Genomic DNA, 26,048 nt, shown 5'->3' on the forward strand with positions numbered 1-26,048 from the left:
CCCCGTCCGACCCCTCCCCGCTGCGCCCCTCCAGAAAGGCCACCATGATTCTCGATCAGACCCTGACCCTCTCCGACTTCGAGCGCGTGGTGCGTGGCGGTGAACAGGTCCGCCTCTCCGACGCGGCCCGTGAGCGCGTCCGCCGGGCTCGCGCCGTCATCGAGCGGATCGTGGACGGCCCGAATGCGGTGTACGGCGTGAACACCGGCTTCGGCAAGTTCGCCACTGTGCAGGTGGCCCCGGATCAGCTGGCCGCCCTGCAGCGCAACCTGATCATGTCGCACGCCATCGGGGTGGGCGAGCCGCTGCCGGCGGAGGTGGTGCGCGGCATGCTGCTGCTGCGGGCGCAATCGCTCGCGCTCGGTCACTCGGGCGTGCGCGAGGAGGTGGTGGAGCTGCTGCTGACGCTGCTGAATGCCGGGGCGCATCCGGTGATCCCGGCGCAGGGTTCGGTGGGCGCCAGCGGCGACCTGGCCCCACTGGCCCACCTGGCCCTGGCGCTGATCGGGCTGGGCGAACTGGAGCATGCGGGCCGGGTGCGCCCGGCCGGCGAGGTGCTGGCCGAGCTGCACCTTTCCCCGCTGGTGCTGCAGGCCAAGGAGGGGCTGGCGCTGATCAACGGCACGCAGCTGATGGGCAGCCTGCTGGCGCTGGGGGTGCTGGACGCGAGGCGGCTGCTGGACACCGCGACCCTGGCCGCCGCCATGACGGTGGAGGGCATGCGCGGCAGTCATCAGCCGTTCCGCGACGATGTGGTACGGCTGCGGCCCCACCCCGGCGCGCTGGAGGTGGCCGCTCAGCTCCGGTCGCACCTGAGCGGCAGCCAGATTGCGCCGTCCCACGCCAACTGCGGGCGGGTGCAGGACGCCTACAGCCTGCGCGCCGCGCCGCAGGTGCACGGCGCGTCGCGGGACGTGATTCAGGAAACCGAGCGGGTGCTGGCGGTGGAGTTCGCCTCGGTCACCGACAACCCGCTGATCTTCCCCGACACCGGCGAGGTGATCAGCGGCGGCAACTTTCACGGGCAGCCGCTGGCGCTGGCCGCCGACGCGCTGACGGTGGCGGTGGCCGAACTGGCGAGCATCAGCGAGCGCAGATGCGAGCAGCTGCTCAATCCGGCGCTCAGCGGGCTGCCGGGCTTCCTGACGCCGCAGGGCGGGCTGAACAGCGGCCTGATGATCGCGCAGTACACCGCTGCCGCGCTGGTCAGCGAGAACAAGGTGCTGGCGCATCCGGCCAGCGTGGACAGCATTCCCACCAGCGCCAACCAGGAGGACCATGTCAGCATGGGCGCGCACGCCTGCCGCAAGCTGCATCAGGTGCTGAACAACACGGCCGCCGTGATCGCGGTGGAACTGCTGTGCGCGGCGCAGGCGCTGGACTTCCAGCCGCTGCAGCCGGGCCTGGGCGTGGCGCGCGCCTACCGCAGCATCCGCGGCTGGGTCGCGGCCATGCAGGAGGACCGCTACTACAAGCCGGACCTGGACCGCCTGACTGCGGCGGTCCGGCAGGGCGAGCTGCTGGAGCAGCAGGTCGGCGCGTGAGCGGCTGCTAGGACAGCTGGGGCCGCTCGGGTTCCGGCAGGGTGGCGGCCAGCAGGGCCGCTGGCAGCAGCAGGCCCAGGCTGGCCAGCGCCGCCACCACCGGGCTGGTCTGGTCGGCCAGCACCCCCACCAGGAACACCAGGATGCCGGCGAAGCCCCACGAGAAGCCCATCATGATGCTGCTCGCCACCGCGACGTGGCGCGGGGCATACTCCTGCGCCGTCACCACCCCCACCGGGATGCTGGCATTGATCAGCGCGGCCGCGATGAAGGTCAGCGGATAGAACCACCACTGGTCGGGGGTGCTGAACAGCACCGCAGCGAACAGCGGCAGCGGCACCACGCTGGCTGCGCGAAGGATCGGCACCCGGCCCAGCGTGTCGGAGAGCCGCCCGCCCAGCAGCCCGCCCACCGCCGAGGCGACCGCGAACACGGCCAGCGTCAGCGCAGTGGCGCGGGTTCCGTACCCGCGCCCCAGCAGGATGAACGGCAGCATGGTGGTGTACCCCATGCCGGCCAGCGAGCGCAGCACCGCCATGCCCCACAGCCGCACGATCGGTCCCCGGAAGATGCCGAGATACTCCAGCATGCTGGGCCGCGGGCCGGCCGGCTTGTCTGCCGGGGTGATCACGTATGACACCGCGCCCACCAGCAGCCCCAGCACCCCGAAGATCGGCAGCTGGTGCAGGCCCACCCCCGCGAACACCGGCCCCAGCGCGGAACCGGCGGTGCCGCCGGCGCTGAAGATGCTGGCCCACAGGCCCCGCTGGTGGCGCGGGCTATGCAGGGCGGTGTACGCCGCGCCGGCCGGATGAAAGAAGCCGCTGCCGAACCCGGCCAGCGCCACCAGCAGCGTCAGCAGTCCGAAGGTGGGCGCGTAGCCCATCAGCGTCAGGCCCAGCCCGGTCAGGGCGGGGCCGGCGGCGGCCATCACGCGGCGGTCCAGCCGGTCGCCGATCACGCCGAGCAGCGGCTGCAGCACGCTGCTGGTCAGCGAGAACACGCTGGCGAGCAGCGTCACCGCCGCGATGCTCACGTGGTACTGCCCGCGCAGGGCCGGGGCCAGGGGGGTGAGCATCGCGCCGTAGGCATCGTTGATCAGGTGACCCAGCGTGACGGCCAGCGCGATACTCACGCCGCCGGTCAACGGCCAGCGGGCCATCCGAGCCGGGCGGTCAGCCACCGCTGCTCCCCTCGCCGCGCAGGCCGCCATGCGCTGACGGCAGCGTGAACCAGAAGACGCTGCCTTCCCCCTCCACCGAGCGCACCCCGATCTGGCCGCCGTGGTGCTCCACGATCTTGCGGGCGATGGCCAGCCCGATGCCGTTGCCCTCGTGGTGATGGCGGGCGTGCAGCCGCTGGAAGATCACGAAGATCCGCTGGAAGTACTCCTCGGCGATGCCGATGCCGGTGTCGTGCAGCTCGAAACGCACCATCGGCCCCTCGCGATCCGCCGTGAGCTGCAGCTGCAGCGGGCGCGCCGGATCGCGGAACTTCACGGCGTTGTCGAGGAGCAGTTCGAACAGCTGACGCACCTGGGCCGGGTCGCCGGTCACGTCCGGAAGGGTCCCGCAGCGGAACTCGGCACCCGCCGCCCGCAGGCGCGGCTGCGCTTCCCGCTGCAGCCGCGCCACTAGCGGGGCCACCGGCACCACCTGGAAGATGTCCGCCGAGCGGGCCACCCGCGAGTAGGCCAGCAGGTCCTGGATCAGCTGCGCCATGCGGCTGGTGCCTTCCTCGATGAAACGCACGTATTGCTGCGCCCTCTCATCGTCGTGGTCGGCGTACCGCCGCACCAGCAGCTGCGAGAAGCTGGTCACGCTGCGCAGCGGCTCCTGCAGGTCGTGGCTCGCCACATACGCGAACTGCTCGAGTTCCTGGTTGCTGCGCTCCAGCTCGCGGGTGCGCGCCTCCAGCTGCGCCACGCTCAGCGCGCGCTCCACCGCCAGGCCCAGGCTGCGCGACACCGTCTCCAGCACCGTGCGCTCGGCGGCCGACCAGTGCGGCTGCCGGTACAGCGCCACTCCGAAGATGCCGTACATCTCCCCGTTCACCAGCAGCGGCAGGGCGGCCACCGCCCCCGGCTGCCCCGGCAGGGGGTCCGGATGGCTCTCGTAGTAGCCGGTGCGGCTGGCCCACGGCAAGTCCAGGGGCGGCGTCTGGTCAAAGGGCAGGCCAGCCTCAGCCTGACGCTGCAGCTGCTCGTCCAGCCGGTCACCCACCTGGCTGAGCAGCCGCCAGCGGCCGTTGCCCGGCTCATAGTAGGCCGCGTATCCCTCCGGCAGCAGCGACAGCGCCACCTCCTGCGCCCGCCGCACCAGCGCCAGCGGGTCCACCTGCAGCGTCAGGTCGCGCGTCAGCGACGCAAAACTCTCCAGGGCCCGGGTGCGCGCTTCCAGCTCGGTGTTCTGCACCTCCAGCCGGGTGGCGACAGCGGTGCGCTCCAGCGCCAGATTCAGGCTGCGGCCCACCGCCCGCACCACCGCCCGGTCGCGCTCGGACCACGCCTGGACCGACTTGAGCGCCACCGAGAGCATGCCCACCACCTCCCCGTTCACCAGCAGCGGATACAGCGAGGTGGTGCCGTAGTCCTGGCTGTGCGCCACACCGCCCTCCTCCTCGTTCCAGGCGTCCACGAACAGCGGCTGGCGCGTCCGGAGCGCCTCGGAGAACACCGGCAGGTCGGCGGGCAGGCCCGAGGTGATCAGCTGCAGCAGTTCCGGGCGGAAGGTATCGCTGTAGAACCGCGCCTTCCACAGCCCGTCATCCAGGTCGTAGAACGCCACACTCACGTCCGAGAAGCGGGCCTGCAGCACCGTCAGGGCCTCACGGATCAAGCTGGAGGGTGAGGCGCTGCTGCCCACCGCCTCGGTGTAGCGCACGAAGGCGTCCAGCGCCGCCGTGTGCGCCTCCAGCTCAGCGGTGCGCTCCTGCACCCGGCGCTCCAGCTCCGCGCTGCGTTCCCGCTCGGCCTGGGCCGCCGCGTGGCGCAGCAGCGACAGTTCCAGGTGCGTCCCGACCCGCGAGCGCAGTTCACGCGCTGAGAACGGCTTGACCAGATAGTCGTCGGCCCCCGCCTCCAGACCGTCCAGGCGCGCCTCCTCGCCGGCCCGCGCAGAGAGCAGGATCACCGGGATGTGCCGGGTGCGCGGCTCGGCCCGCAGTGCCTGCAGCAGCCCGAAGCCGTCCAGCCGGGGCATCATCACGTCGCTCAGCACCAGGTCCGGCGGATCGGCCAGCGCGGCCTCCAGCGCCTGCTGGCCGTCGGCCACCACCTGCAGCGCGTACCTGCTGCCCAGCAGCCGGGCCACATACGCGCGCAGGTCGGCGTTGTCATCGGCCAGCAGCAGCCTTGGCCGGGCCGGGTCGGGCACAGCGGTGTCCGGGGCCAGGAGGTCCTCGTCGGCCCACTGCACCGCCTCCTGCAGGAACGGCGACGGCAGGGTGGCGCGCCCGGCCACGGCCCGCCCCTCCCGGTCCTCCACCCGGTCGGGCGCCAGATGCGCCCGGCCGCGCGGCAGCGTCACCGTGAAGGTACTGCCCTCGCCCGGCACGCTGTGCAGGGTGATGTCGCCGCCGTGTAGCTGCACCAGCTCGCGGACCAGCGCCAGCCCGATGCCAGTGCCCTCGAAACTGCGGCCGCTGGCGCCCTCCACCCGGCTGAAGCGCTCGAACACCCGCGCCTGCTCGGCGGCGGGAATGCCGGTGCCGCTGTCCTGGACCTGCAGCTGCCAGTGGCCGCCGGCAAGCTGCAGTCGCACGTCAATGCCGCCCTGCAGGGTGAACTTGTAGGCGTTGGACAGCAGGTTCAGGACAATCTTTTCCCATAGCTCCGGGTCCACGTAGGCCAGCTCCCGGGTGTCCGGGACCTCCACGGTGTAGCGCAGCCCAGCGCCTTCCAGCAGCGAGCGGAAGGCGCTGGCCAGGTCGGTGGTGAGCGCCGGCAGGTCGGTGGGCCGGAAGGTGGCGTCCGCGCGGCCTGCCTCGATGCGGGTGAAGTCCAGCATGGTGTTCACCAGCTTCAGCAGCCGCAGGGCGTTGCGGTGGGTGGTCTGCAGCTCGCTGCGCTGCGCGGCATCCAGGTTGCCTGGATGCGCCAGCAGTTCCTCCAGCGGCCCCAGCATCAGCGTCAGCGGGGTGCGGAACTCGTGGCTGACGTTCGAGAAGAAGGCGGTCTTGGCGCGGTCCAGCTCGGCCAGCGCCTCGGCTCGCTGCCGGGCCTCCTGATAGGCCGCCGCGCTCGCCAGGGCCGCCGCCACCTGACCGGCGAACAGGTCCAGAAACCCCCGGTACGCGTCGTCCAGCGGCCGGTAGGGGTTCAGGCCCATGACCAGCAAGCCCAGCGGCTCCGCCTGACCCTGCTGCTGCAACGGCAGCGCCAGCGCCTGCACCGGCGGGCGATCCCAGGCGCCCTGCGGCAGCGGCTCCAACCCCTCCAGCGGCATCAGCCGGCCCGCGTCCAGATCCGCCGGCCCGGTCAGCAGCTGGGCAGCCAGCCGTTCGCCCTGCTCCGGTGAGCCGAAGCCCGCCATGCCCGCCAGCTGGAGCGGCTGGCCCGGCCGGTGCAGCGCCGTGAGGGCAAACGGAAGGTCGCGCGCCTCCGCGGAGAGGCACGCTTCCAGGGCGGCACACACGCCGGCGGTGGTGCGGGCGGTGCTGGTGCGGGCCGCCAGGTCGCGCAGCACCTGCAGTCGGCGCTCGCTGACCACCCGCTCGCTGTCCTCGGTCACCACGCACAGCATGCCGGCGACGATCCCGTCGTCGTCGGCCACCGGGCTGTACGAGAAGGTGTGGTAGGTCTCCTCGACATACCCGCTGCGCTCCAGAAACAACAGCAGGCCTTCGTCCCAGGTGGCCTCACCGGTGCTCAGCACGTGCGCGATGCGCGGGCCGATGTCCTTCCAGATCTCCTCCCAGACCACGTCGGCGCGCGTGCCCAGCGCCCACTCCTGCTTGACGCCCAGGGTAGGCAGGTAGGCGTCGTTGCAGAAGAACGTCAGCTGATCACCCCACGCCAGCCACATGGCGAAGCGTGAGGTGAGCATGGTCCGGACGATGGTCCTGAGACTCTGTGGCCAGCTGTGCGGCGGGCCCAGCGGAGTGCGGGACCAGTCGAGGGCCCGCATCCGGCGGCTCATCTCGCCGTCGCCGACGAAGGGTTCTGATGAAATGTGAATAGGAGGAGTCATGAACGGCCTTCAGAATAAGCCACCGCCAGCCCGCCAAGCCGCTGCGGGGGTTACGGTCCTGCGGGTGCTGGGATAGTGTGAGGCATGAGCCTGACCATTGTGATGACCGAAGGGAAAACGCTGTACCTGCAAGACGCCACGCCGGCCCAGTTGCAGGAACTGCGCCTCAACCTCAGTGAGGGACACGGAGCCTTTGAGTTCACCCTGGAGGGCCGCTCCTACCTGATCAACACCCGGAATGTGCTGTACGTCGAAGTGACGCCCGCCACCAGCGGCGCCTGAGTTCCATTCAGCGGGGCCGGCGGGCGGGCCGCACGGAGCGGCTTGCCTCCGTGCGGCCCGCCGCCGGCGTCTGCCAGCGCGCCTGGGCCAGCACCAGCCCCAGCGCGGCCGCCACCCGGCGAATCAGTTCCATGTCGCCCACCTCGGGCGCCGGATGGCCGGCCGGACTGGCCACCGCCAGCCACGCGCGGGGAGGCTGGCCCGGGTCGCCCACCACCTCCACCGTCACATGGCCGCCGTGCTCCGGGCGTGAACCATCGTCCGGCGTCCCGGTGCTCCACAGCCGCTCCAGGGTCCAGCGCACCGTCTCCAGCAGCGCAGGTGGCCACTCCGGGCCCGGCGGCGTGAGCTCATGCGCGCCATGGGCACGCTCTGAGCGGCCGATCAGCCACACAGACGACGTTTCCAGCTGGTCCTGAATGAACGTCCGGACCGTCGCCTGCAGGTCAGCCCAGTCACGGGCACCGTTCAGCCGCTGCATCAGTTTCAACAGTTTCCGGCCGCGCTGCAGCTCGGTGTCCCAGCGGCTCAGGTCCGGCATCGGCGTCGGGGGGGGCTCCAGCGGGGCCGGACCGTACAGCACCCGGCGCGGGCACAGCTGCGGCCCACCGATCTGCCGGGCGGTGTGCGGCTCGCCGCCCCGGATCTGCTCGGCCATCAGGACCGTCTCGCGGGCCGGCATGTCCCCGATGTCGCGCTGAATGAACCCCAGAAAGTGCCGGTAGTGCGTCACCGCCTCGTCCGGCTTGCCCACCATGCACAGACAGCCCATCAGGTTGCGGTGGTACTGTTCGCCGCTCAGCGGATCGGTCATCAGGGCGCCCGCCAGGCTCCGTACCGCTGAATGACATTCCAAGGCTCCGCAGTGCAGCTGGGCCGTCTCCAGTCGAGCCCGGACATACGCCGATCTCAGGGCCTCACGTGTTTCGTCCAGCCACTCGGCGGTGCGGTCCGGCAGAAAGTCCCCGGCATACAGACTCAGCGCCTGATACGTCACCTGCAGCCGCTGCTCGCGCCGCTCGGTGCCGCGGGCCCGTTGCAGGCCCTGCTGGAACAGCACGTGATCGGATGCCTGATGGTAGCGGTCGGCCAGCCGGTAGAGCTCGTCGTGCTCCACCGTCGCCTGGCCATCGCCCAGCGCCTGGCGCAGCCGGTGCAGCGTGACCTTAAAATTGCCGCCGTGCTCCAGCGTCTGAGAACTGTTCCAGAGCCATTCGACGATCTGATCCCGGGTATATCCGCGCGGACGGGTGAGCAGCAGGTAGAACAGATCACGCGCCGCGCGTGACGGCCAGTGCACCGGCTCTCCATTGACGGTCACGCTCTCCTGCCCCAGCGTTCGGATCACGATGCTCATCGGCATGACCTCCGCGTTCAGAAACCAGACTTTTCCTGCTTAAACGCGCCCTGCGGATGCAGCTGGGCAGAGCACCAAAAGAGATCTGCCATATAATTTCTCACATTAAGGGTCTGAGAAATGTGGCTCAGGGCTGTCGCGGCCACTGTGAATACGATCTTCAGGGCGCGGGACAGACGACGGAAGGCCACATTCCGTCCAGGAAGCCGTATTTTGTCCTTCTCTCTGCGTCCCAGCCGTGCTGGGATGAAGATCATGAGAAAATGGTATACACTTTTTAACTCATGTGTTCCATGAAGATGAGCCGACGCGGCCCTGCCGTCTCCCCGGCTGCAAAACAGGCGTTTTTTTGCAGTGATATCGGCATTCAGCTCCCTGGATCTCTGTAACCGTTCGGCGACCACCCATCTTCATACTCTAAGGGAGCTCAAAAGCACCTCAATCTCGCTCTCATTCGCAGTCAGGTGCAGGCGGCTCACAGATGTCGGCGTTTCAGCGCACGCTGTTCGGCGCGACAGGGGGAAAGATGAACTCCACCGTGAACACCGTCATGTTGATCGGACCGAACGGACCCACCGCCAACTCCTTTATGGGCCTGCTGTCCGGCCTGAAGTGCCGCGTGCTGCGTTCCAGCACCGTCCGTGCACTGCAGCACACCATTCAGCTGCAACTCGCCATCGTGGAGTACCTGCCGGCAGAGTACACGCTGGCGGCGTTCACGGCCCAGCTGCATCGGCTGCAGCCGGTACCCACCGTGGTGGTGGGGCCGGAGCTGACCGCACAGCAGGTGGAGCAGCTGACCGCTCCCGGTGCGGCTCAGGCCTACCTTCCGCTTCAGAGCAGCATGGCCGCGCGGCGTCAGCTGATTCAGGCGCAGCTGCCCAACTCAGATGGCCGCACCCTGAGGGTCGGGCAGCTGTCGCTGGACCCTCAGGACCAGAGCGTCCGCTACGGCGCCGACCCGCTCCCGCTGACCGCCACCGAATACCGGCTGCTGCGCTCGCTGATGCAGGTGCCGGGCCAGCTGCTCAGCTGCGCGGCCCTGGAAGCCCTGACCAGCTGCAGCGACATCCAGGCCCATCTGGGCAGCGTGCGGCGCAAGCTGTTCGCCGCGTCCGCCCCGCTGCTGGTACGCGGGAGCCGCCGCAGCGGGTACGTCATCGACGCCCGGGTCCATTCGCGTGCGCCCCGCAGCGCCGACCTGGCCTTGAGAACCCACCTGCGTCAGCTGTTCTGACCGCTGCTTGCACTCCGCCGTCCGGGCCGAGCATCCCGGGCGCTCCGGCCGCCATCGCTGCTCTGCCGGCCCCCCAGGAGGTCTGTCATGTCCCTGAAGAGCGTCCCCAGCCTGCCCATCACGCCGTTCACCCCGGCCTCCGTCTCGGCCGACCCTGAGCTGCTGGCCCTGCTGGACAGCGTGATCCAGACGAACAAGGAGCTGCTGCGCCGCATCGAGCGGCTCGAACGCACCGAACGCATCCGCGCCGCCCTGCAACCGCCCGCCAACCTGGGCATCGATTACTGAGCGGACTCAGCCGCAAAGCGAGGGTTATGTCGTCTGTCGTCTCCCTGATCACCGAAGGCACCTATCCGCTCTACACCGGCGGCGTCAGCGTCTGGTGCGAGCAGCTCGTCACCGGGCTGCCGGAGGTGGAGTTCCGGGTGCTGGCACTCAGCGGGCTCAGCACCAAGATCGGCTGCACGCTGCCCGAGAACGTGCGGCAGGTGGATGTGGTGCCCTTGTGGGAAAGTCTGCCGGTGCGTGGCAGCCGCCCCCGGCAGCGCGCGGAGTTCCAGGAGCTGTACGCCCGGGTGCTGGGCGCCATGCTCAAAGACGGCCCGGAGGCCAGCGCCGACTTTATCGGGGCGCTGAACCGGCTGAGTCTGTTCGCCCGGCGTGCGGACCTCCACAGCGCGCTGGCCGTGCCCAGCAACGCTCAGGTGCTGCTGCAGGTGTGGCTGGAACACGTCAACGCCGTCAGCGGGCCGCCGCGCATGAGCCCCACCATCCCGCGCCCCACCATTTCGGACGCCCTGAGCGCCAACATGTGGCTGATTCACCTGCTGCGGCCACTCGCGACACCAGCGCCGGAAGCGGACCTGACCCACGCCGTGAGCAACGGGCTGTCAGTGCTGCCGGCCATCGCGGCCAAGGCGGTGCATGGCACCCCCTTCCTGCTGACCGAACACGGGGTGTACCTGCGCGAACGCTACCTGACGCCGCCCTCGGAGTTCCTGTCGGCCGGGACGCGCGCCTTCCTGCTGCGCTTCCACATGCACCTGACCCGCGCCGCCTACACGGTGGCCGACATCATCTCGCCGGCCTCGAACTTCAACACCCGCTGGCAGCTGCACTTCGGTGCCGACGTGCAGAAGCTGCACCCGGTCTACAACGGCATCGACCCGGCCCTGTTCACGCTGGGCGAGACCGAGCCAAGTGAGCCGACCGTGGCCTGGGTGGGCCGGGTGGACCCGATCAAGGACCTGGACACCCTGATCCGCGCGCACGCGCTGATTCAGCACCACATTCCCTCCGCGCACCTGCGGATGTTCGGCCCGATCCCACAGGGCAACGAGGACTATGAACGCACCTGCCGCCAGCTGATCCACGACCTGGGCCTGGACGAGACGGCGCGCTTCGAGGGCCGGGTGCCGTCGGTGGCGCAGGCGTATCAGGCGGGGCACGTGGTGGCGCTGAGCAGCATCTCCGAGGGCTTCCCGTACTCGGTGATCGAGGCGATGGCCACCGGACGGCCGATGGTCGCCACCGACGTGGGCGGTGTGCGCGAGGCGGTGGGAGACACCGGCTTCGTGGTGCCACCCCGCGATCCGCGCGCCTTCGCGGAAGCGTGCCAGGCGCTGCTGAGTGACCACGCGCTGCGGCGCCGAATGAGCCTGCAGGCCCGCGAGCGGGTGCTGACGCTCTTCACCGTGCAGCACTGCCTGGACGCCTACCAGCGCATGTACACCTCTCTGATGTTTCCCGCGAGTATGTCAGGAGCCTGAGATGACGAGCCTTCAGGACGCCAGCCCGAACCTGGGCCGGCTGGGACGCGAATTGCGTCAGGTCTGCGCCCAGGCCACCCAGCCGGAAGAAATCGCCGCCGCCCTGGAAGCGACCGGCCTCAACGACGACCTCGTGCGGGAGCAGTACGGCCTGCCGGATGTGTTTGCCTGCGCCGAAGCGCTCTACTCCCACCTGCCCTACACGGCGCCGGCTGTACGCAGCGTCACGGTGGCCCGCCCGATGTGGCGTCTGGCGCCGCGCGGCGTGCTGTACGCGCTGCCGGGCGCGGCCCTGGCAGTGGCGAGCCCGCTCCTGACCGGCGCTCCCGCCGCCCAGGAGGCCCTGATGGCCTCGGTGATTTTCGGCTGGGGCTGGGGCCAGGGGCTGGCGAGCATCGGCTACCGCCGGACCGGCGAGCCGCTGCGGCGCTTCCTGTGGCAGGCGACCCTGCTGACCCTCCCGGTCGCGGCGGCGGTGGGGGCCGGCACGGCCCTGCTGGCGCACCAGCCGGTTCTGGCGGCGGCGCTGGTGGCGGGCGTGGCCGGCACCTCCTTTGCGGGCTTCGCGTCGCTGCTGATCCTGGGGCAGCTCCCGCTGGCCGCCGTGGCGTACCTGCCCAGCGTGGCGTACCTGCTGCTCGGCCAGCACGACCCGGTGGGCGGGTGGGTGGCGGCCCTCACCGCGGCCCTGCTCCCGCTGGTGGCCCTGGCCGGACAGCCCCGGCCCCCGGCGGGCCTGCAGCTGCCGGACCCGGCGTGGCACGCCACCCTGGCGCACGCCATCTCCGGCTGGACCTGCGCGCTCTTTGTGACCGGCGTGTTCAGTGTGGCGCTGCACCGGCTGGGCGCCCTGGCCATCCTGCCGGTGATCGTGAGCGTGGGGGCCATGGAGGTGCTGTCGGTGCAGTTCTACGGTCAGCTGCGGTCGCTGGCCGCGCGGCACGGCCAGATGCTGAGCCTGGCTGGGCACGCCCTCCGCACGCTGGGCGTGGCGCTGGCGGTGTACCTGGGCGTGCTGCTGGCGCTGCTGGGCGCGTTTCTGCTGATCACCCGTCCGGAGGCGTGGGCCGATCCCCGCGCCACCGTCACCGCGCTGCTCCCGCTGCTGGTCTACGGCTGCGCGCTGCTGCTCGGCACGGTGGTGAGCAACGTCGGACAGCCGTGGCTCAGCGGCATGGCGTGGCTGCTCGGCAGCGGCGCGGCGCTGGCCCTGCTGCCGCTCGCTCCCAGCTGGGCGCCACTGCTCGGCGCGCTGCTGGTGCTGATCTGTATGAGCTACGGGGTGGTGCGGGCGCTGCTGGTGCCGACCACCTATCACTGACCCCGAACCCCACGAACAGGAATTCCGAACCCGCCCCAGTTCCGCCGGCACGGACCCGGCACAGGAGGACCCGATGGCACAGATGGTAGCCGTAACCGGCGCAGAAGGATTTATCGGTTCGCATCTGGTGGAGGCGCTGGTGCAGAGCGGCGCCCGGGTGCGCGCGATGGTGCAGTACAACTCGTTCAACACCTGGGGCTGGCTGGAACAGCTGCCCGCCGAGGTGATGGCGCAGGTGGAGGTGCAGCTGGGCGACGTGCGTGACCCGGGCAGCGTGCAGGCGCTGATGCGGGGGGCCGACACGGTGTACCACCTGGCCGCGTTGATCGCCATTCCGTACAGCTATCAGGCGCCGCGCAGCTACATCGAGACCAACGTGATCGGCACGCTGAACGTGCTGGAGGCCGCCCGGGCGCTGGAAACGCCCCGGCTGGTCCACACCAGCACCAGTGAGGTGTACGGCACCGCCCGCACCGTCCCGATCCACGAGACGCATCCGGTCAACCCGCAGTCGCCCTACGCCGCCTCCAAGGCCGCCGCGGACCAGCTGGTGAACAGCTACGCCCTGAGCTTCGAGCTGCCGGTGGTGACGCTGCGGCCGTTCAACACCTACGGGCCCCGCCAGTCGGCGCGCGCCGTGATCTCCAACATCATCGCGCAGCTGTCGGCCGGCCAGCCGGCGGTGCGGCTCGGCGACGTGACGCCCACCCGCGACTTCACCTTCGTGCAGGACACCGCCGCTGCCTTCGTGGCGGTGGGCACCGCCGGCCCGGAGGTGATCGGGCAGACGCTCAACGCCGGCAGCAACAGCGAGATCAGTGTGGGCGACCTGGTGCAGCTGATCTCGGACGTGATGGAGCGGCCCGTGCAGATCGAGCAAGAGGAGCAGCGGGTGCGCCCGGCCGCCTCGGAGGTGCGCCGGCTGGTGTGCGACAACCGGGAACTGCGCCGCCTGACCCGCTGGCAACCGCGTTACCCGCTGCACGAAGGCCTCACCCGCACCGTCGAGTGGTTCCACCAGCCGCGCAACCTCGAACGCTACAAGCCCCACCTGTACACCGTCTGATGGCCGCAGCCCGCCTCGCCTCCCTTTCCGCCCACCGCCCGGGCGGTCCCCACAGGAGCTTCCCATGCATGCAGTGATTCTGGCCGGAGGAAAAGGCACCCGCCTGCGCCCCTACACCACCTGCGTTCCCAAGCCGCTGGTGCCGATCGGTGACCGCTACTCGATTCTGGAAATTCTGCTGTTGCAGCTGCGGCACCACGGCGTCACCTCGGTCACGCTGGCCATCGGCCACATGGGCAGCCTGATCCGCGCCTTCATCGGCAACGGCGCCCGCTTCGACCTGGACGTGCAGTACGTGGAGGAGGAGCAGCCGCTCGGCACTGTCGGGCCGCTGCTGCCGATGCTCTCGGAGCTGCCGGAGCACTTCCTGATGATGAACGGCGACGTGCTGACCGACATCGACTTCGCGGAGCTGTACGGCGACCACATTCACGGCGGCGCGCCGCTGACGGTCGCCACCTACCAGCGGCAGGTCAGCAGCGAGTTCGGCGTGCTGGACGTGGCCGAGGGGCACATCGTGGGCTTCCGCGAGAAGCCGGTGTTCGACTTCGATGTGAGCATGGGCGTGTACGCGCTGAGCCGCGAGACGCTGCGCGGCTTCCTGCCGGGCGTCCCGCTGGGCATGGACCGGTTGATCATGGAGCTGCTCCGGCGCGGCACGCCGCCGGCCAGCTACCACTTCGGCGGCTACTGGCTGGACATCGGGCGGCCCGACGACTACGACCGGGCCAACGCGCAGTTCGATGAGCTGCAGTACACCCTGCTGCCCCAGCTGCGGCTGGTGCCGGACCCGCTGCGTCAGGCGGCGCTGGGAGACACAGCGTGCGCGTCCTGATTCTGGGCGCCAGCGGCTTTCTGGGCGGCCACGTGCAGGCGGCGCTGAGCGCAGCAGGCCATCAGGTGGTGAACGCGCCGCCCTCCAGCCAGCTGGACCTCGCGGGCGGCTGTGAGGCGCTGCTGCGCGGCACCCGGCCGGACGCGGTGGTGAACTGTGCCGGCCGCACCCAGGGCACCGACGCGGAGCTGACGCTGGCCAACCTGACGCTGGTGCAGCAGCTGATCCGGGCGGCCCTGACGGTAGAGCCGCACCCGCGGGTGGTGCAGCTCGGTTCCGCCGCCGAGTACGGCCCGTTGGCCCAGGTGGTGTCGGAGGACACGCCGCCGCAGCCGGACAGCGCCTACGGCCAGAGCAAGCTGGCCGCCACCCGGGCGCTGCTGGCGGCCGCGCCGGAGCTGGACGTCACGGTGCTGCGGGTGTGCAATCCGGTGGGTGCCGGGCAGCGGCCCCAGACGCTGCCCGGCCGCGCGGCCCGGCTGTTCCAGCAGGCCCTGCGCGAGCACGCCCCGGAGGTGGAATTCGGAGACCTGAGCGCCCGGCGCGACTTCATCGACGCCCGCGACGTGGCACGGGCGGTGGAGCTGGTGCTGCGCGCGCCTCCCGCCGAGCCGTTGCTGAACGTGGGGCGCGGCGAGGCGGTCCCGGCCCGCACGCTGGTCCGGGCGCTGGCCCGGCTGTGCCGCTATCCGGGGCAGATTCACGAACACGCCGCCGGCTCCAGCCGCTCCGGGGCCCTGCTGTGGCAGCGGGCCGACGTGTCGCGGCTGCGTGGGCTCGGCTGGGCACCCAGCTACAGCCTTCAGGACGCACTCGATGCCCTCTGGCGGGACGTCGAAGCGCACACCGCCCCCCGCCGCACCCTCGCTTAAGGAGCCCCATGAACCCCCAGCGTTCCCTGATCCTGACGGCCCTGACCACCGCCCTGTTGGTCGCCTGTTCCTCGCCCTCCACCCGGCCCCCGGCCACCACCGGCCCGTCGGCCGGGAAGCCGGTGCACCCGGGGGTGACTGCTGGCACGCCCGCCCTGCCGGCCAGCAACCTGATGCGGCTGCCTCACGTGAACGCGCCCCGCCTGCAGAGTGGCCGCCTGAAGCCGCTGGCCGTGACCGCCAATCCGAATCTGGTGGCCCTGCGGATGCTGATCATCACCGCCGGGACGACGGACCCGGACCTGGACGCGGCCAAGGCCATGCTGGCGCAGGCCGGAGTGCCGTACGACGTGCTGGACGCAAGCAACACCACCCTGACCGCCGACACCCTGATCGCCCCGGATGGCTCCGGGCGTTATCAGGGCGTGGTCCTGACCAACAACTCGTTGCTGTACCAGGACAGCGGCGGCAACTTCCAATACGCCTTCGATGGGGTCGAGTGGACCACCCTGTGGCAGTACGAAGCCACCTTCAAGGTCCGGCAGCTCTCGCTGTACACCTACCCCGGCACCTTCCCCGAGGACTACGCGCTGCGCTACATCGACGGGAGCGCCTCGGACAAAGCTGACGTGGTGGCCGCCCCGGGCCAGACCATCACCAGCGACCTGCGGGCCGGCGCTGTGATTCCGGTTCGCAACGCCTATAACTACCCGGCCAGCGTGCTGCCGTCCAGCCAGTGGGCGGCGGCGGGCGTCACGGCCGTTCAACCGGTCCTGACCGCCAAGAACAACCCTGGCATGGTGCTGGCCGCCACCTCCACCACCACCGATGGCCGCGAGCGCATGGCCCTGACCATGTCGCACAATCAGAACTTCCTGCACACTCAGCTGCTCGGCTTCGACCTGGTCAACTGGGTCACGAAGGGGCTGTATCTGGGCCAGTACCGGCGCTACAACCAGCTGGATATCGACGACTGGTTCCTGGCCGACGACGAGTACGACCCGGTCACGCACACCATCCGGCCCGAAGCGTTCCGAATGTCCGCCAGTGACGCGCTGGCCGCCCGGGACCGGCAGACCGAGATTCAGAACACGTACGACGTGGCGCGCGCCTTCCGCTTCGCCGTTGCGTACAACGGTGGCGGGGCCAACACCGCCGCCCCGCTCAGCTGCGACCCGAACGTCAAGAGTGTGGACCCGCTGACCAGTGTGAGCCGCTGCCTGGGGAGCACCTTCGACTGGATCAGCCACACCCGCGATCACGAGTACATGGACTTCCTGAACTACGACGACTCCTACGCGCAGCTGCAGCCGAACAAGCGGATCGGCACCACGCTGGGCCTGGTGTTCAGCAAGAAGGGCCTGGTCACGGGCGACATGTCGGGCCTGGGGTACTACAACGCCAATGGAGACGGCCTCAAGACCAACTACGGCCTGACCAGCTCCAATGCCAACTTCCTGCAGGCGGCCCAGGACACGAATGTCCAGTACCTCGCCTCCAACCACTCGGTGGACGGCCAGTGGGACCCCAGCTGCCCCACCTGCGGCGTGACGCATCCGCTGAACAACAGCGTCCTGCTGATTCCGCGCTGGCCCACCAACATCTTCTACTACGCCACCACGCCCGAGGAGATCGTGTCGTCCTACAACGCGGTGTACGCCCCCGGCGGCACCCTCCCCTACTGGGATCACGCGCTGACCTACGCGGAGATCCTGGACAAGGAGAGCGACATGGCCCTGAACCACATCCTGCTCGGCGCGGCCTTCCCGCACTACATGCACGTCACCAATCTGCGCCAGTACGCGCCCGGCAAGAGCATCGCCAGCGACTGGGAACGCGCGGTCCTGACCAAGTACAGCCAGTACAGCAACCTCCCCCTCGGCACGCTGGCCTGGGACACTCTGGGGCAGGAGATCCGGCGGCGCACGACCTTCATGAAGAGCAACGTGCGCGCCGTAGCGGATTACGCCGCCAAGACCGTCACCATCACCTCGCCCAGCGGCGGCGCCGTGTACGTCACCGGCCTGACCGGCACCAACGCCACGGTGTACGGCGGCCGCAGCACCCGCTTCTGGGATTTCAGCCCGAACCAGTCACTGACCGTGATGCTGAAGTAACCGGTGCCTGACCCGTCCATCATCCGCCCCCCAAGCCCGCTGGAGACCCCATGACGACCTCACGCCTCCTGCTCGACGCCTCCACCTCGCCGACTCCGGCCGCCGGGGCGACCCGTGTGCCGCCCAAGCCGCTGGCGGTGTACTACGGACACGGCAGCCTGCAGCGGCTGAGCGCCTATCGGATGGTGGTGCTGCACCCGCAGCACTACACCCCCGCCGAGATCCTGTGGCTCAAGGGGCGGGGGGTCAAGCCGCTGGCCTACCTGAGCGTGGGCGAGGACCCCAGCCCGGAACCGTCAGCGTGGTCCCGGCGGAGCCGCAATCCAGCGTGGAACACCTGGTACGTCAAAATCGGGCATCCCGCCTGGAATGCCCGGCTGTACGCCACCGCCGCCGAGGCCCTGCAGCACTTTGACGGGCTGCTGCTCGACACGCTCGACAGCTCCATCCTATTTCCCACGGACCGCTCGCCGCTGTTGCGGACCCTGCGCAGCCTGCGGCAGCGGCATCCGGACGCCTACTTCCTGGCCAACCGCGGCTTCGACCTGCTGCCGGACATGGCCCGCTACGTCAACGGCGTGCTGATGGAAACGTTCACCACCTCCTGGGAGGACGGCTACCGCAAGCTGCGCCCGCATGAGCTGGCCTACACGGCCGAGATGCTGCGGCGGGTCCGCAGCTGCGACCTCGAGGTGTATGCCCTGGACTACGCCACCACCGATCAGCAGCGCCGCGCCGCGCGGGTGCGGGCGCGGGCGCTGGGGCTGACCACCTTCGTGAGTGTTCGTGAACTCAACAGCATCTGAGGGGCCTGAACAGTGCAGGCCGGGCCCGGCGCGTTCACCGCCGTGGCCCGGCCACCGCCCGCCGCCTCACCGCCGGAGCGTGATCACCCTCCGGCTCAGGGGCAGCCGATCCGCACGTACCCGCTCATGTTCTTGCCCACGAGGTCCAGGTCCTTGCGAATGGCATTGATCCCGCTGGCGCTCATCATCGAGCAGTTCAGTGCGGTCCGGCGATACTCGGCATCCAGAGCCAGCTTGCCGCGCCGGGTGTACTCGCCAAGGGCGCTGCACTCGCCGTACTCCTGGCACTGCTCGTTCAGGATGCCGTCGAACTTCTCGACCATCATCTTGCCGGTGCGGTCCCGCTGCAGGATCTGGTCGGGGCCGTTCTTCTGCAGCACCGCGAGGCCGTTCTCGTGCGCGCGGTCAGCAATCCAGCCGTTGAAGTCCAGCTGCTGCTGCCGGGTGATGCGGCCACCACTGACGTTCTCGTCGTTCTGCAGGTTGTCCGGTTCCAGTGCGTCAAAGCCCTTGCTCTTGCACAGCTTCATGCGGTCAATCAGGATCGGCGCCAGCACCGAGGGGCTCTTGAACACGTTGGTGACGTCCAGGAAGTACTCGTCCGGCCAGTCCGGGTCCTGCTGGATCTTGATGGAGTTGGGATAGCGCGAGGAGTCCGGGCGCCACGGCTCATAGCTGCCCATGTCCATGTAGCACACGGTGTAGATGCCCTGCTGCTTGAGCGCGGCCACCTTGGTCGCAGAGACGGTGAACCCGTCCAGGTCCATGACCGTGACGCCGGCCGGGACCGCGATCGACGACGAGGAGGACGCGCCGATCTGCCAGTCCCAGCCGACCTTGCCGCGCGGCGGGAGCTTGATGGGCGGCAGGGTCTGCGCCTGGACGGCAGGGGCCGCCGAAGCGGCGTCGGATGCAGGAACGGTGGGCTGGCTACAGGCGGCCAGGACAACAGTCAGGGCCAGTCCCCCAAAGTACAGGTGACGCATAGTTTCCTCGTTTTCCGGACGGCCGACACGACGGGTCAGCACGTCACAACATGAGTACGGCGTGAAAAAGCCGGAAACCCAGGGTTTCGGCAACGGCAGGCCAGAGCGCTTCTGCGCGGCCTGGGTGACTGTATCTGGCACCTTTATGAATGACATGACCCAAAGTTGAGAAGAGGTTTGAGCCGCCCCTCTTCCTTCTCACTCTCTTTCAATGATTCTGCAGAGTTCGGCCACCCGGCCCCGGAGGCGATATGCGCCCTTTCGCATGACATCCCTGCAGCCGGACCAGCTCAGGGAACTGGAATCGCTGTACCGCAGCGCCCATGAAGGCCGGGTGCGGGTCCGGGCGCTTGCCGTGCTGCTGGCCGCGGAGGAACACCGCAACGTGGCCGAGATCGCCCGAATCATCCGGCATCATCAGGAAACGGTGCGCCGCTGGCTTCACCGTTACCTGCAGCGCGGGATTGAGGGGCTGCAGGACGCGCCGAGGCCCGGCGCGCCCACCAAGGCCACACCGCAGTACCGGGCGGAGCTTCGCCGGGCGCTGGAGCACCATCCACACGAGCTGGGTCTGCCCTACGACCACTGGACCGCCCGCCATCTGGCGGACCATCTGGAGGCGCGAACTGGGCTGAAGCTCAGCGAAGCGAGCATCTACCGGCTGCTGCGTCAGCATTCACCGCAGGATTTCTGACGTGAATTGACGCGTGCATGCCCTCATCTCACTCATAAAAGTGATTCGGGTGACATTTTTTTGCGAAAAATCGCACACGTCCTGGCTGTGACAATGTTCGCAAATGTCGCTGGTGTCGGCGTTGCTCATCCAACTGAGCCTCAGGAAGCGACACCTTCCGTCTTCGCAACGCCTTTTAAGATCGGTTTGTTTTTCTCATACCGCCTGCTCATGGTCTGGCCTACCATGCAGTGTGCCTTTACAATCTTCATTCACGCTTCGCGCTGGACCGGACCGGCTGTCTGGTGCAGAGGTCCGGCCGCTCGGTCCTGACGGATGCTGAGACTGGCTCCCAGGACCTCCACCACCTGGCGCACCCTGGCCATTGCGCTGGCCGGCCTGGGGCTGCCGCTGCTGTGGCCGGGCATCCTGGGGCATCTGCTGGACATCCGCCCCTTCACCAGCGACATGCACAGCACCTGGCCGGGAGCCCTGACAGCGCTGCAGCTTGGGTCTGACCTGTTGATCGGTCTGTCGTACACCTTCATCTCGGCGGTGCTGGCATACATCGTGTTCCAGCACCGGCGGCTGCTGCCGTTCGACTGGGTGGTGCTGTCGTTCGGGCTATTCATCGTCGCGTGTGGCGGTACCCACCTGATGCACGTCCTGGTGCGCTGGCAGCCGGTGTACTGGCTGGACGGGTACCTCAAGGGCCTCACGGCGGTGGTCAGCGTGGCCACCGCCGCCGCGCTGCCACCACTCATTCCCAGAGTCTCCCAGCTGCTGAACGCCGAGCGGGCTGTGCTGGAGCAGCAGCGAGAGCTGGAGCGCAGCAACCAGGCGCTGCAGGCGGCCGTGGCCCGCGCCGAGATTCTAGCCGCGCTGGGTGAAGCGTTGCAGGTGGCCACCACCCACGCCCAGGTGGAACGCACCGCACTCGATCAGCTGGCCCCGGTGCTGCAGGCCAGCGCCATGCTGGTGGTGCCGTTCGGGCGTCCGGTGCTGCAGGAGGTCACGGTCTGGGGCGAGCTTCCGGCGGCAGTTGCGGCCACCTTGGCGCGTGCCAGCTTCTCGGCGCAGGAAACCCCGATGCTGCACCGGGCCGCCCAGACCCGCCAGGCCGTGTATCTGGATCAGTACGAGCAGGGCAGCGGAAACGCTTCCGGCCTGGGTGGATACGCCTACGGACTGGAGCCGATCGTGAACCGCGCTGGCGAGGTGGTCGCCGGCCTGATCGTCTGGCGCTCCACCGACCGGGGTCCCTGGACCGACAGCCAGCAGGACCTGATGCGCCGCGCTGCCTCCACCATCGGTCTGGCGCTGGAACGCACGGAAGCGACCACCCAGATCGAACGGCAGCACCTTGCCCTGGCCGAAATGAACGCCCGGCTCAAGCAGAGCAACAACGATCTGGAGCGCTTTGCCCACGTCGCCAGCCACGACCTGCAGGAGCCGCTGCGCACCGTCATCAGCTTCGGCGGCCTGCTGGAGCGCAAATACGCCGACCGGCTGGACGACACCGGACGCCGCTACCTCTCATTCATGATCGGCGGTACCACCCGGATGCACGCGCTGATCCGCGACCTGCTGACGCTGTCCACCTACACGGCCGCACCCACGCCGCTGGAAGCAGTGCCGCTGGACACGCCGCTGACCGAGGCGATGCTGCGGCTGCAGGTCCGCATTGAGGAGCAGGGGGCCCGCATCACCGTTGACCCGTTGCCCACCGTGCGGGGCAACGCCGCCGAACTGGCTCAGCTGTTCCAGAACCTGCTCAGCAACGCCCTGAAGTTCCAGCACCCAGGCACTACCCCGGACGTGCACGTCCGGGCCAAGCCTCATCCGGCCGGCTGGCACGTCCAGGTGAAGGACAATGGCATTGGCATTGATCCTCAGCACTTCGAGCAGGTCTTCGGTATCTTCCAGCGCTTGCACACCCAGCAGGAATACGCGGGCACCGGGCTGGGCCTGGCGATCGTCCAGCGAATTGTGGAGCGGCACGGTGGACAGGTCTGGGTGGAAAGCACGCCCGGCGACGGCACCACCTTCCATCTGGTGCTGCAAGATGCCTGACGCCGCCCACGCTGTCAGCAGCTGAAAGCCGTTCGATCGTTCAGCAGAACCTGAGTCAACAGTGCAAAGGTGCGGGTCCACAGAAGTTGAGCTGTCCTGGCACCCATCTGGCAGCTCGTGATCGGTATAGCGCGTCCCCTTGCCATTCCCAGTGCGGACGACACCGCTCGCATCCCAGGCAACGTCCTGAGCGTCTGTGTCAAATCGCTGGAACCGACACTCTGTCCCTCCTGTCAAAAAGTTCTACGCAGCGGCAGGGGCCGGATGACCTGGCCGGCCCCTGCCTCAAGCTCACGGAGCCTGGACAGGCTTGCGTGTGGTGAAGTTGTCCCAGCGCAGCACCTTGCCGGTGTTGGGCGCTGCGGCGCCGCCGGTGGTGATGAACGCATCACCCCTGGCGTTGAACGAGATGGCTGTCGGGGTATCCAGGCCGGTCAGCACGGTCTCTTTGACCCCGCCAGCCCGTATCCGCACGATGGACCCGGTGGCGGGCGCGGGGCCCTGCTCACCAAACTGCCCGAGTTCCACGGCATACAGGTTGCCGTCCGGCCCGGTCTGCAGGTCGGTGGTCATGCTGAGCCCGGTGGCATAGTCCTGCTGGCTGCCGTCAGCCGCGACGCGGACCACCTTGCTGGCACCGGGTGTAAAAGGAAAGCCCGGCAGCAGCGATACGTACGCCGCGCCATCTTTCAGGAAGGCCACGCCGGTCGGGACCGGTTCAGAGAAGGGCGGCACGCCAGCGGGTGGGTTGGTGTTCGGCAGGTTCGGGAACACGGCCATCAGCGTGATCGCGCCGGTGGTCGGATTGACTTTCAGCAGGTCATTCCCACCAGCATCCGTCATCCACAGGTTACCGTCCGGCCCGGCCGCGAGTCCGTAGGCATGTGAGTCCTTGACCTGTTTGTCCGGGTTGTTCGTCGCCTCAAATCCCCAGACGTCCGCGACTTCCGTGACGGTCGTTCCCGACACTTTCAGCACGGCCGCAGTCTTGGGCAGGCGGGCGATGCTGGCTCCCTCGGCCCAGTGGCCCGAGGTCACGTAGATGTTGCCGTTCAGCATGGTGATGCGGCTGGCGCCCTCAGCGCCTTCCGGGCCCCCGAGAGAGGGCAGGGACGCGACCACCGTGGACTTGCCGGCAGCATCCACGTGCACAATCTGGGCAGTGTCGCCGTAGTTGATGGTGGTGGGGGTGGTACTGCCCGGGTCCGGCGGCACGGTGAAACTGCCGGCAGTCCCGGCTGTACCGCTGTCGACCACCCAGACACTGCCGTCGCCCGCCGCGTACACGCCCATCGGTCCCGACAGATTCTGTGCGACTACAGCGCCCTCGGCGGGGGTGGGCACCGGTGCAGGCGTGCAACCGGAGAGCAGGGCGCCTGTCAGCAGCGCCACCGCACCAGAACGGAGAGATACCTGCACAACGCTGGTTCGTTGCATAGCGTCCTCCTGAGAACAGAGCACGTCGACCTGCAGGCCACCCGGTGTGGCCTCACTGCTCTTCTGGCTCTGTGTAGTGCAGAGTACAACTCTTAAGTCGGAATGTGCGAAATCTCATATTCCAGAGTTTCATCCAATCTTAGGGATACAGTTGGCGGCGACGGCATGTGGATGTCCCAGCCTTTCCCATGCGAGCTTCCTGCACTTGGGAGGCCCATCAGCCAGCCCTCAGCGAGACGGGCCACCATACAGAGACAGGAGGCACCATGGCTGAATTATCCGGTGATCAGCGAGAGAACCTGTCCGACAGGGAGTACGCCTACATCGACAAGCATGGCGGTCGGCACCTGCCCATTCACGATGACGAGCATATCCGTAACGCGGCAGCACGGTTCTCGCAGACCCACTTCGAGAGCACCGAGGCTCGGCAGCAGGCGGCGAAGCACATCGTGACCGCTGCACAACGGCATGGCGTGGAGCTGAACCAGGACGATGCGGTGATGCAGGCGGCAGACGCCAGCTGACGCTCACAAGCCAGGAGAGCAGCCGGAGTCTGGCTGCTCTCCTTTGTGCTGGAGCCATTGGCAGACCGTGGTTTGCCTCAACAGCCATCATCAGGATTAAGACACCGCACGCTGACACGTTCAGGCTTCCCTCTTTAGAGAGTGTCGGCCCCATCCATGCGGGGTCATTCTGAGGTCTGCCCCACCCTGCCTGTTTGAGGTGTCTCTGCCGTCGCTTGGTCGCCGTCCGCCCGACTGTTTCCCGGCCCCTCCCAGGCCGCTTGGAAATCGATTTCGTTGTGCTATGATGCGACCGTTCATTAACTTCATCTGACGCTCCCATACAGCGTTTCCTAACCTGTCCTGCCGGTCGCTCAGGCGACCTGAAGTGCTCGAGGTGATCCAGGTTGTTGTACCGGTCCATTCACGTTTCCGCTGTCCTGCAGGCCGGACCATGACCGCGCCTTCCGCAGCCGCTTTTCATGGCGTCACCCGCTCGTTCGGGCCGGTGCAGGTGCTCCACGGCGTGTCGTTGCAGGTGCGTCCCGGCGAGGTGCACGCGCTGATCGGCGAGAACGGCGCGGGCAAGAGCACCATGATGAAGATCCTGGGTGGGTACCTGCCGCCGAGCGGTGGCTCTCTGGAGGTGAACGGGCAACCGGCCCACTTCCGCAACAGTCGGGACGCCGAGGCGCGCGGCGTGGTCCTGATTCACCAGGAATTCAACCTGGCCGATGACCTGAGCGTGGCGCAGAACATGTTCCTGGGCCGCGAACTGGGCGGCGCGCTGCTCGACGACCGCGCCATGAATGCCCAGGCTGCCGCCGCGCTGCAGCGGCTGGGCCTGACCCTGGATCCCCGCACCCGGGTACGCGAGCTAAGTGTGCCGCACAAACAGCTGGTCGAGATCGCCAAGGCCCTGTCGCGTGAGGCGCGGCTGCTGATCATGGACGAGCCCACCGCCACGCTGACGGTGCGCGAGACCGACACGCTGTTCGCCCTGATCCGGCGGCTGCGCGAGCAGGGCGTGACCATCCTGTACATCAGCCACAAACTGGAGGAGGTCAAGGCGCTGGCCGATACCGTCACGGTGCTGCGCGACGGCCGGGTGGTGAGCAGCGCCCCGGCCCAGGACCTGACCCCGCACCAGATGGCCAGCCTGATGGTGGGCCGGGAGCTGGAGGACATGTTCCCGCCCCACGCCCCGCCCAGCAACGCGCCGCTGCTGGAAGTCGAGGGGCTGTCGGTGCCCGGCTGGGCGACGGACGCGAGCTTTACCCTGCACCAGGGCGAAGTGCTGGGCTTCGCCGGGCTGGTGGGCGCAGGCCGCACCGAACTGTTCGAGGGGTTGCTGGGCCTGCGCCGCTCCACGGTGGGTCAGGTGCGCCTGAAAGGGCGACCGGTGAGGCTGGGCAGCCCCGGCGCTGCCGCCCGCGCGGGCATCGTGTATCTCAGCGAGGATCGCAAGGGCAAGGGCCTGTTGGTGGATTTCCAGCTGCGCCCGAACCTGACCCTGATGACGCTGCAGCATTACGCGCGCCCGGTGCTGGACCCGCGCGCCGAGCAGCGTGCCCTGGAGCGGGCGGTGCAGACCTACGGCATCCGCACCGGCCGTCTGGACGTGCCGGCCAGCGCGCTGTCGGGCGGGAATCAGCAGAAGCTGGCGCTGGCCCGCATCCTGGAGGTGCACCCGCAGGTGATCATTCTGGACGAACCGACGCGCGGCGTGGACGTGGGCGCCAAACGTGAGATCTATGCCCTGATCCAGCAGCTGGCCGCCGCCGGGCAGGGCGTCATCGTGATTTCCAGCGAGCTGAACGAGCTGCTGGGGCTGTGCCACCGGCTGCTGGTGCTGCACAGCGGCCGGGTGGTGGCCACTCTGGAGGGCGAGGCCATGAACGAACAGACTGTGATTCAGTACGCCACCGGACTCCGCACTCCTGCCGCGCAGGTGCCGGCGTGACCACGCCCGACACCACGC

Annotated in this window: 21 protein-coding genes; 15 read left to right on the top strand and 6 right to left on the bottom strand. The window is 68.7% G+C overall.

What is annotated here, in order from left to right; genetic code table 11:
- Positions 1 to 44: 44 nt before the first annotated feature.
- The gene (hutH, locus tag ABOD76_RS00145; protein WP_350240894.1) at positions 45 to 1,544 is read left to right on the top strand and encodes a histidine ammonia-lyase; all 1,500 of its coding nucleotides are present in this window, start codon (positions 45 to 47) and stop codon (positions 1,542 to 1,544) included.
- Between the two features lie 7 nt (positions 1,545 to 1,551).
- Here the strand turns inward: hutH and ABOD76_RS00150 are convergent, their stop codons facing one another.
- Together ABOD76_RS00150 and ABOD76_RS00155 are read right to left on the bottom strand one after the other, a co-directional pair.
- Entirely contained in the window at positions 1,552 to 2,706 is a 1,155-nt protein-coding gene (locus ABOD76_RS00150; protein WP_350241073.1) for an MFS transporter, read from the bottom strand.
- A gap of 13 nt (positions 2,707 to 2,719) precedes the next feature.
- The gene (locus ABOD76_RS00155) at positions 2,720 to 6,589 is read right to left on the bottom strand and encodes an ATP-binding protein (RefSeq protein WP_350240896.1); all 3,870 of its coding nucleotides are present in this window, start codon (positions 6,587 to 6,589) and stop codon (positions 2,720 to 2,722) included.
- Positions 6,590 to 6,817: 228 nt separating this feature from the next.
- Here ABOD76_RS00155 and ABOD76_RS00160 point away from each other — a divergent pair, with 228 nt between their 5' ends.
- Positions 6,818 to 7,015, top strand: a complete 198-nt coding sequence (locus ABOD76_RS00160) for a hypothetical protein (RefSeq protein WP_350240898.1) — start codon at positions 6,818 to 6,820, stop codon at positions 7,013 to 7,015.
- A gap of 7 nt (positions 7,016 to 7,022) precedes the next feature.
- On the opposite strand, the gene ABOD76_RS00165 is transcribed toward ABOD76_RS00160, so the two are convergent.
- Both ABOD76_RS00165 and ABOD76_RS00170 read right to left on the bottom strand, forming a co-directional pair.
- A complete protein-coding gene (locus tag ABOD76_RS00165; protein WP_350240900.1) occupies positions 7,023 to 8,378 on the bottom strand; it encodes an AfsR/SARP family transcriptional regulator in 1,356 nt (451 codons plus the stop codon).
- 11 nt (positions 8,379 to 8,389) lie between these two features.
- Entirely contained in the window at positions 8,390 to 8,629 is a 240-nt protein-coding gene (locus ABOD76_RS00170; RefSeq protein WP_350240902.1) for a hypothetical protein, read from the bottom strand.
- Positions 8,630 to 8,898: 269 nt separating this feature from the next.
- Between ABOD76_RS00170 and ABOD76_RS00175 the strand changes: the two genes are divergently transcribed.
- From ABOD76_RS00175 to ABOD76_RS00215, 9 genes are all read left to right on the top strand, one after another.
- Positions 8,899 to 9,609: a hypothetical protein gene (locus ABOD76_RS00175; protein ID WP_350240904.1), complete on the top strand. Its 711-nt coding sequence runs from the start codon at positions 8,899 to 8,901 to the stop codon at positions 9,607 to 9,609.
- Between the two features lie 87 nt (positions 9,610 to 9,696).
- Entirely contained in the window at positions 9,697 to 9,897 is a 201-nt protein-coding gene (locus tag ABOD76_RS00180) for a hypothetical protein (protein WP_350240906.1), read from the top strand.
- A gap of 26 nt (positions 9,898 to 9,923) precedes the next feature.
- Positions 9,924 to 11,378: a GT4 family glycosyltransferase PelF gene (gene pelF / locus ABOD76_RS00185; RefSeq protein WP_350240908.1), complete on the top strand. Its 1,455-nt coding sequence runs from the start codon at positions 9,924 to 9,926 to the stop codon at positions 11,376 to 11,378.
- Position 11,379: 1 nt separating this feature from the next.
- A complete protein-coding gene (locus ABOD76_RS00190) occupies positions 11,380 to 12,699 on the top strand; it encodes a hypothetical protein (RefSeq protein WP_350240911.1) in 1,320 nt (439 codons plus the stop codon).
- A 73-nt stretch (positions 12,700 to 12,772) separates the two neighbouring features.
- A complete protein-coding gene (locus tag ABOD76_RS00195; protein WP_350240913.1) occupies positions 12,773 to 13,765 on the top strand; it encodes an SDR family NAD(P)-dependent oxidoreductase in 993 nt (330 codons plus the stop codon).
- 64 nt (positions 13,766 to 13,829) lie between these two features.
- Positions 13,830 to 14,600 (top strand): nucleotidyltransferase family protein, encoded by a 771-nt coding sequence (locus tag ABOD76_RS00200; protein WP_350240915.1) that lies wholly within the window; start codon positions 13,830 to 13,832, stop codon positions 14,598 to 14,600.
- A complete protein-coding gene (locus tag ABOD76_RS00205; RefSeq protein ID WP_350240917.1) occupies positions 14,588 to 15,472 on the top strand; it encodes an NAD-dependent epimerase/dehydratase family protein in 885 nt (294 codons plus the stop codon). Before ABOD76_RS00200 ends, ABOD76_RS00205 begins: the two co-directional genes overlap by 13 nt.
- 8 nt (positions 15,473 to 15,480) lie before the next feature.
- Positions 15,481 to 17,589 (top strand): hypothetical protein, encoded by a 2,109-nt coding sequence (locus ABOD76_RS00210; RefSeq protein WP_350240919.1) that lies wholly within the window; start codon positions 15,481 to 15,483, stop codon positions 17,587 to 17,589.
- Positions 17,590 to 17,639: 50 nt separating this feature from the next.
- Complete coding sequence (locus ABOD76_RS00215; RefSeq protein ID WP_350240921.1) at positions 17,640 to 18,395, top strand: endo alpha-1,4 polygalactosaminidase; 756 nt, start codon at positions 17,640 to 17,642, stop codon at positions 18,393 to 18,395.
- Positions 18,396 to 18,490: 95 nt separating this feature from the next.
- Here the strand turns inward: ABOD76_RS00215 and ABOD76_RS00220 are convergent, their stop codons facing one another.
- Complete coding sequence (locus ABOD76_RS00220; RefSeq protein WP_350240923.1) at positions 18,491 to 19,381, bottom strand: endo alpha-1,4 polygalactosaminidase; 891 nt, start codon at positions 19,379 to 19,381, stop codon at positions 18,491 to 18,493.
- Between the two features lie 265 nt (positions 19,382 to 19,646).
- Between ABOD76_RS00220 and ABOD76_RS00225 the strand changes: the two genes are divergently transcribed.
- A complete protein-coding gene (locus ABOD76_RS00225) occupies positions 19,647 to 20,075 on the top strand; it encodes a helix-turn-helix domain-containing protein (protein ID WP_350240924.1) in 429 nt (142 codons plus the stop codon).
- Between the two features lie 315 nt (positions 20,076 to 20,390).
- Positions 20,391 to 22,127 carry a sensor histidine kinase gene (locus ABOD76_RS00230; protein ID WP_350240926.1) on the top strand — a complete coding sequence of 579 codons (1,737 nt, stop codon included), beginning with the start codon at positions 20,391 to 20,393 and terminating at the stop codon, positions 22,125 to 22,127.
- 291 nt (positions 22,128 to 22,418) lie between these two features.
- Here ABOD76_RS00230 and ABOD76_RS00235 read toward each other — a convergent pair whose 3' ends face one another.
- On the bottom strand, positions 22,419 to 23,564 hold the full coding sequence (locus tag ABOD76_RS00235) for a ScyD/ScyE family protein (RefSeq protein WP_350240927.1): 1,146 nt from the start codon (positions 23,562 to 23,564) through the stop codon (positions 22,419 to 22,421).
- Positions 23,565 to 23,830: 266 nt separating this feature from the next.
- Here ABOD76_RS00235 and ABOD76_RS00240 point away from each other — a divergent pair, with 266 nt between their 5' ends.
- Positions 23,831 to 24,088 carry a DUF6582 domain-containing protein gene (locus ABOD76_RS00240; RefSeq protein ID WP_350240928.1) on the top strand — a complete coding sequence of 86 codons (258 nt, stop codon included), beginning with the start codon at positions 23,831 to 23,833 and terminating at the stop codon, positions 24,086 to 24,088.
- A gap of 433 nt (positions 24,089 to 24,521) precedes the next feature.
- The gene (locus ABOD76_RS00245; RefSeq protein WP_350240929.1) at positions 24,522 to 26,030 is read left to right on the top strand and encodes a sugar ABC transporter ATP-binding protein; all 1,509 of its coding nucleotides are present in this window, start codon (positions 24,522 to 24,524) and stop codon (positions 26,028 to 26,030) included.
- Positions 26,031 to 26,048 lie beyond the last annotated feature (18 nt).

The sequence above is a fragment of the Deinococcus sonorensis KR-87 genome, assembly GCF_040256395.1.
GTDB classification, from domain to species: Bacteria; Deinococcota; Deinococci; order Deinococcales; family Deinococcaceae; genus Deinococcus; species Deinococcus sonorensis.

Bases quoted from the DNA above. Each gene is read 5' to 3' on its own strand.
- hutH (WP_350240894.1), top strand. From the start codon at position 45: ATGATTCTCGATCAGACCCTGACCCTCTCCGACTTCGAGCGCGTGGTG.
- ABOD76_RS00150 (WP_350241073.1), bottom strand. From the start codon at position 2,706: ATGGCCCGCTGGCCGTTGACCGGCGGCGTGAGTATCGCGCTGGCCGTC.
- ABOD76_RS00155 (WP_350240896.1), bottom strand. From the start codon at position 6,589: ATGCTCACCTCACGCTTCGCCATGTGGCTGGCGTGGGGTGATCAGCTG.
- ABOD76_RS00160 (WP_350240898.1), top strand. From the start codon at position 6,818: ATGAGCCTGACCATTGTGATGACCGAAGGGAAAACGCTGTACCTGCAA.
- ABOD76_RS00165 (WP_350240900.1), bottom strand. From the start codon at position 8,378: ATGCCGATGAGCATCGTGATCCGAACGCTGGGGCAGGAGAGCGTGACC.
- ABOD76_RS00170 (WP_350240902.1), bottom strand. From the start codon at position 8,629: ATGATCTTCATCCCAGCACGGCTGGGACGCAGAGAGAAGGACAAAATA.
- ABOD76_RS00175 (WP_350240904.1), top strand. From the start codon at position 8,899: ATGAACTCCACCGTGAACACCGTCATGTTGATCGGACCGAACGGACCC.
- ABOD76_RS00180 (WP_350240906.1), top strand. From the start codon at position 9,697: ATGTCCCTGAAGAGCGTCCCCAGCCTGCCCATCACGCCGTTCACCCCG.
- pelF (WP_350240908.1), top strand. From the start codon at position 9,924: ATGTCGTCTGTCGTCTCCCTGATCACCGAAGGCACCTATCCGCTCTAC.
- ABOD76_RS00190 (WP_350240911.1), top strand. From the start codon at position 11,380: ATGACGAGCCTTCAGGACGCCAGCCCGAACCTGGGCCGGCTGGGACGC.
- ABOD76_RS00195 (WP_350240913.1), top strand. From the start codon at position 12,773: ATGGCACAGATGGTAGCCGTAACCGGCGCAGAAGGATTTATCGGTTCG.
- ABOD76_RS00200 (WP_350240915.1), top strand. From the start codon at position 13,830: ATGCATGCAGTGATTCTGGCCGGAGGAAAAGGCACCCGCCTGCGCCCC.
- ABOD76_RS00210 (WP_350240919.1), top strand. From the start codon at position 15,481: ATGAACCCCCAGCGTTCCCTGATCCTGACGGCCCTGACCACCGCCCTG.
- ABOD76_RS00215 (WP_350240921.1), top strand. From the start codon at position 17,640: ATGACGACCTCACGCCTCCTGCTCGACGCCTCCACCTCGCCGACTCCG.
- ABOD76_RS00220 (WP_350240923.1), bottom strand. From the start codon at position 19,381: ATGCGTCACCTGTACTTTGGGGGACTGGCCCTGACTGTTGTCCTGGCC.
- ABOD76_RS00225 (WP_350240924.1), top strand. From the start codon at position 19,647: ATGACATCCCTGCAGCCGGACCAGCTCAGGGAACTGGAATCGCTGTAC.
- ABOD76_RS00230 (WP_350240926.1), top strand. From the start codon at position 20,391: ATGCTGAGACTGGCTCCCAGGACCTCCACCACCTGGCGCACCCTGGCC.
- ABOD76_RS00235 (WP_350240927.1), bottom strand. From the start codon at position 23,564: ATGCAACGAACCAGCGTTGTGCAGGTATCTCTCCGTTCTGGTGCGGTG.
- ABOD76_RS00240 (WP_350240928.1), top strand. From the start codon at position 23,831: ATGGCTGAATTATCCGGTGATCAGCGAGAGAACCTGTCCGACAGGGAG.
- ABOD76_RS00245 (WP_350240929.1), top strand. From the start codon at position 24,522: ATGACCGCGCCTTCCGCAGCCGCTTTTCATGGCGTCACCCGCTCGTTC.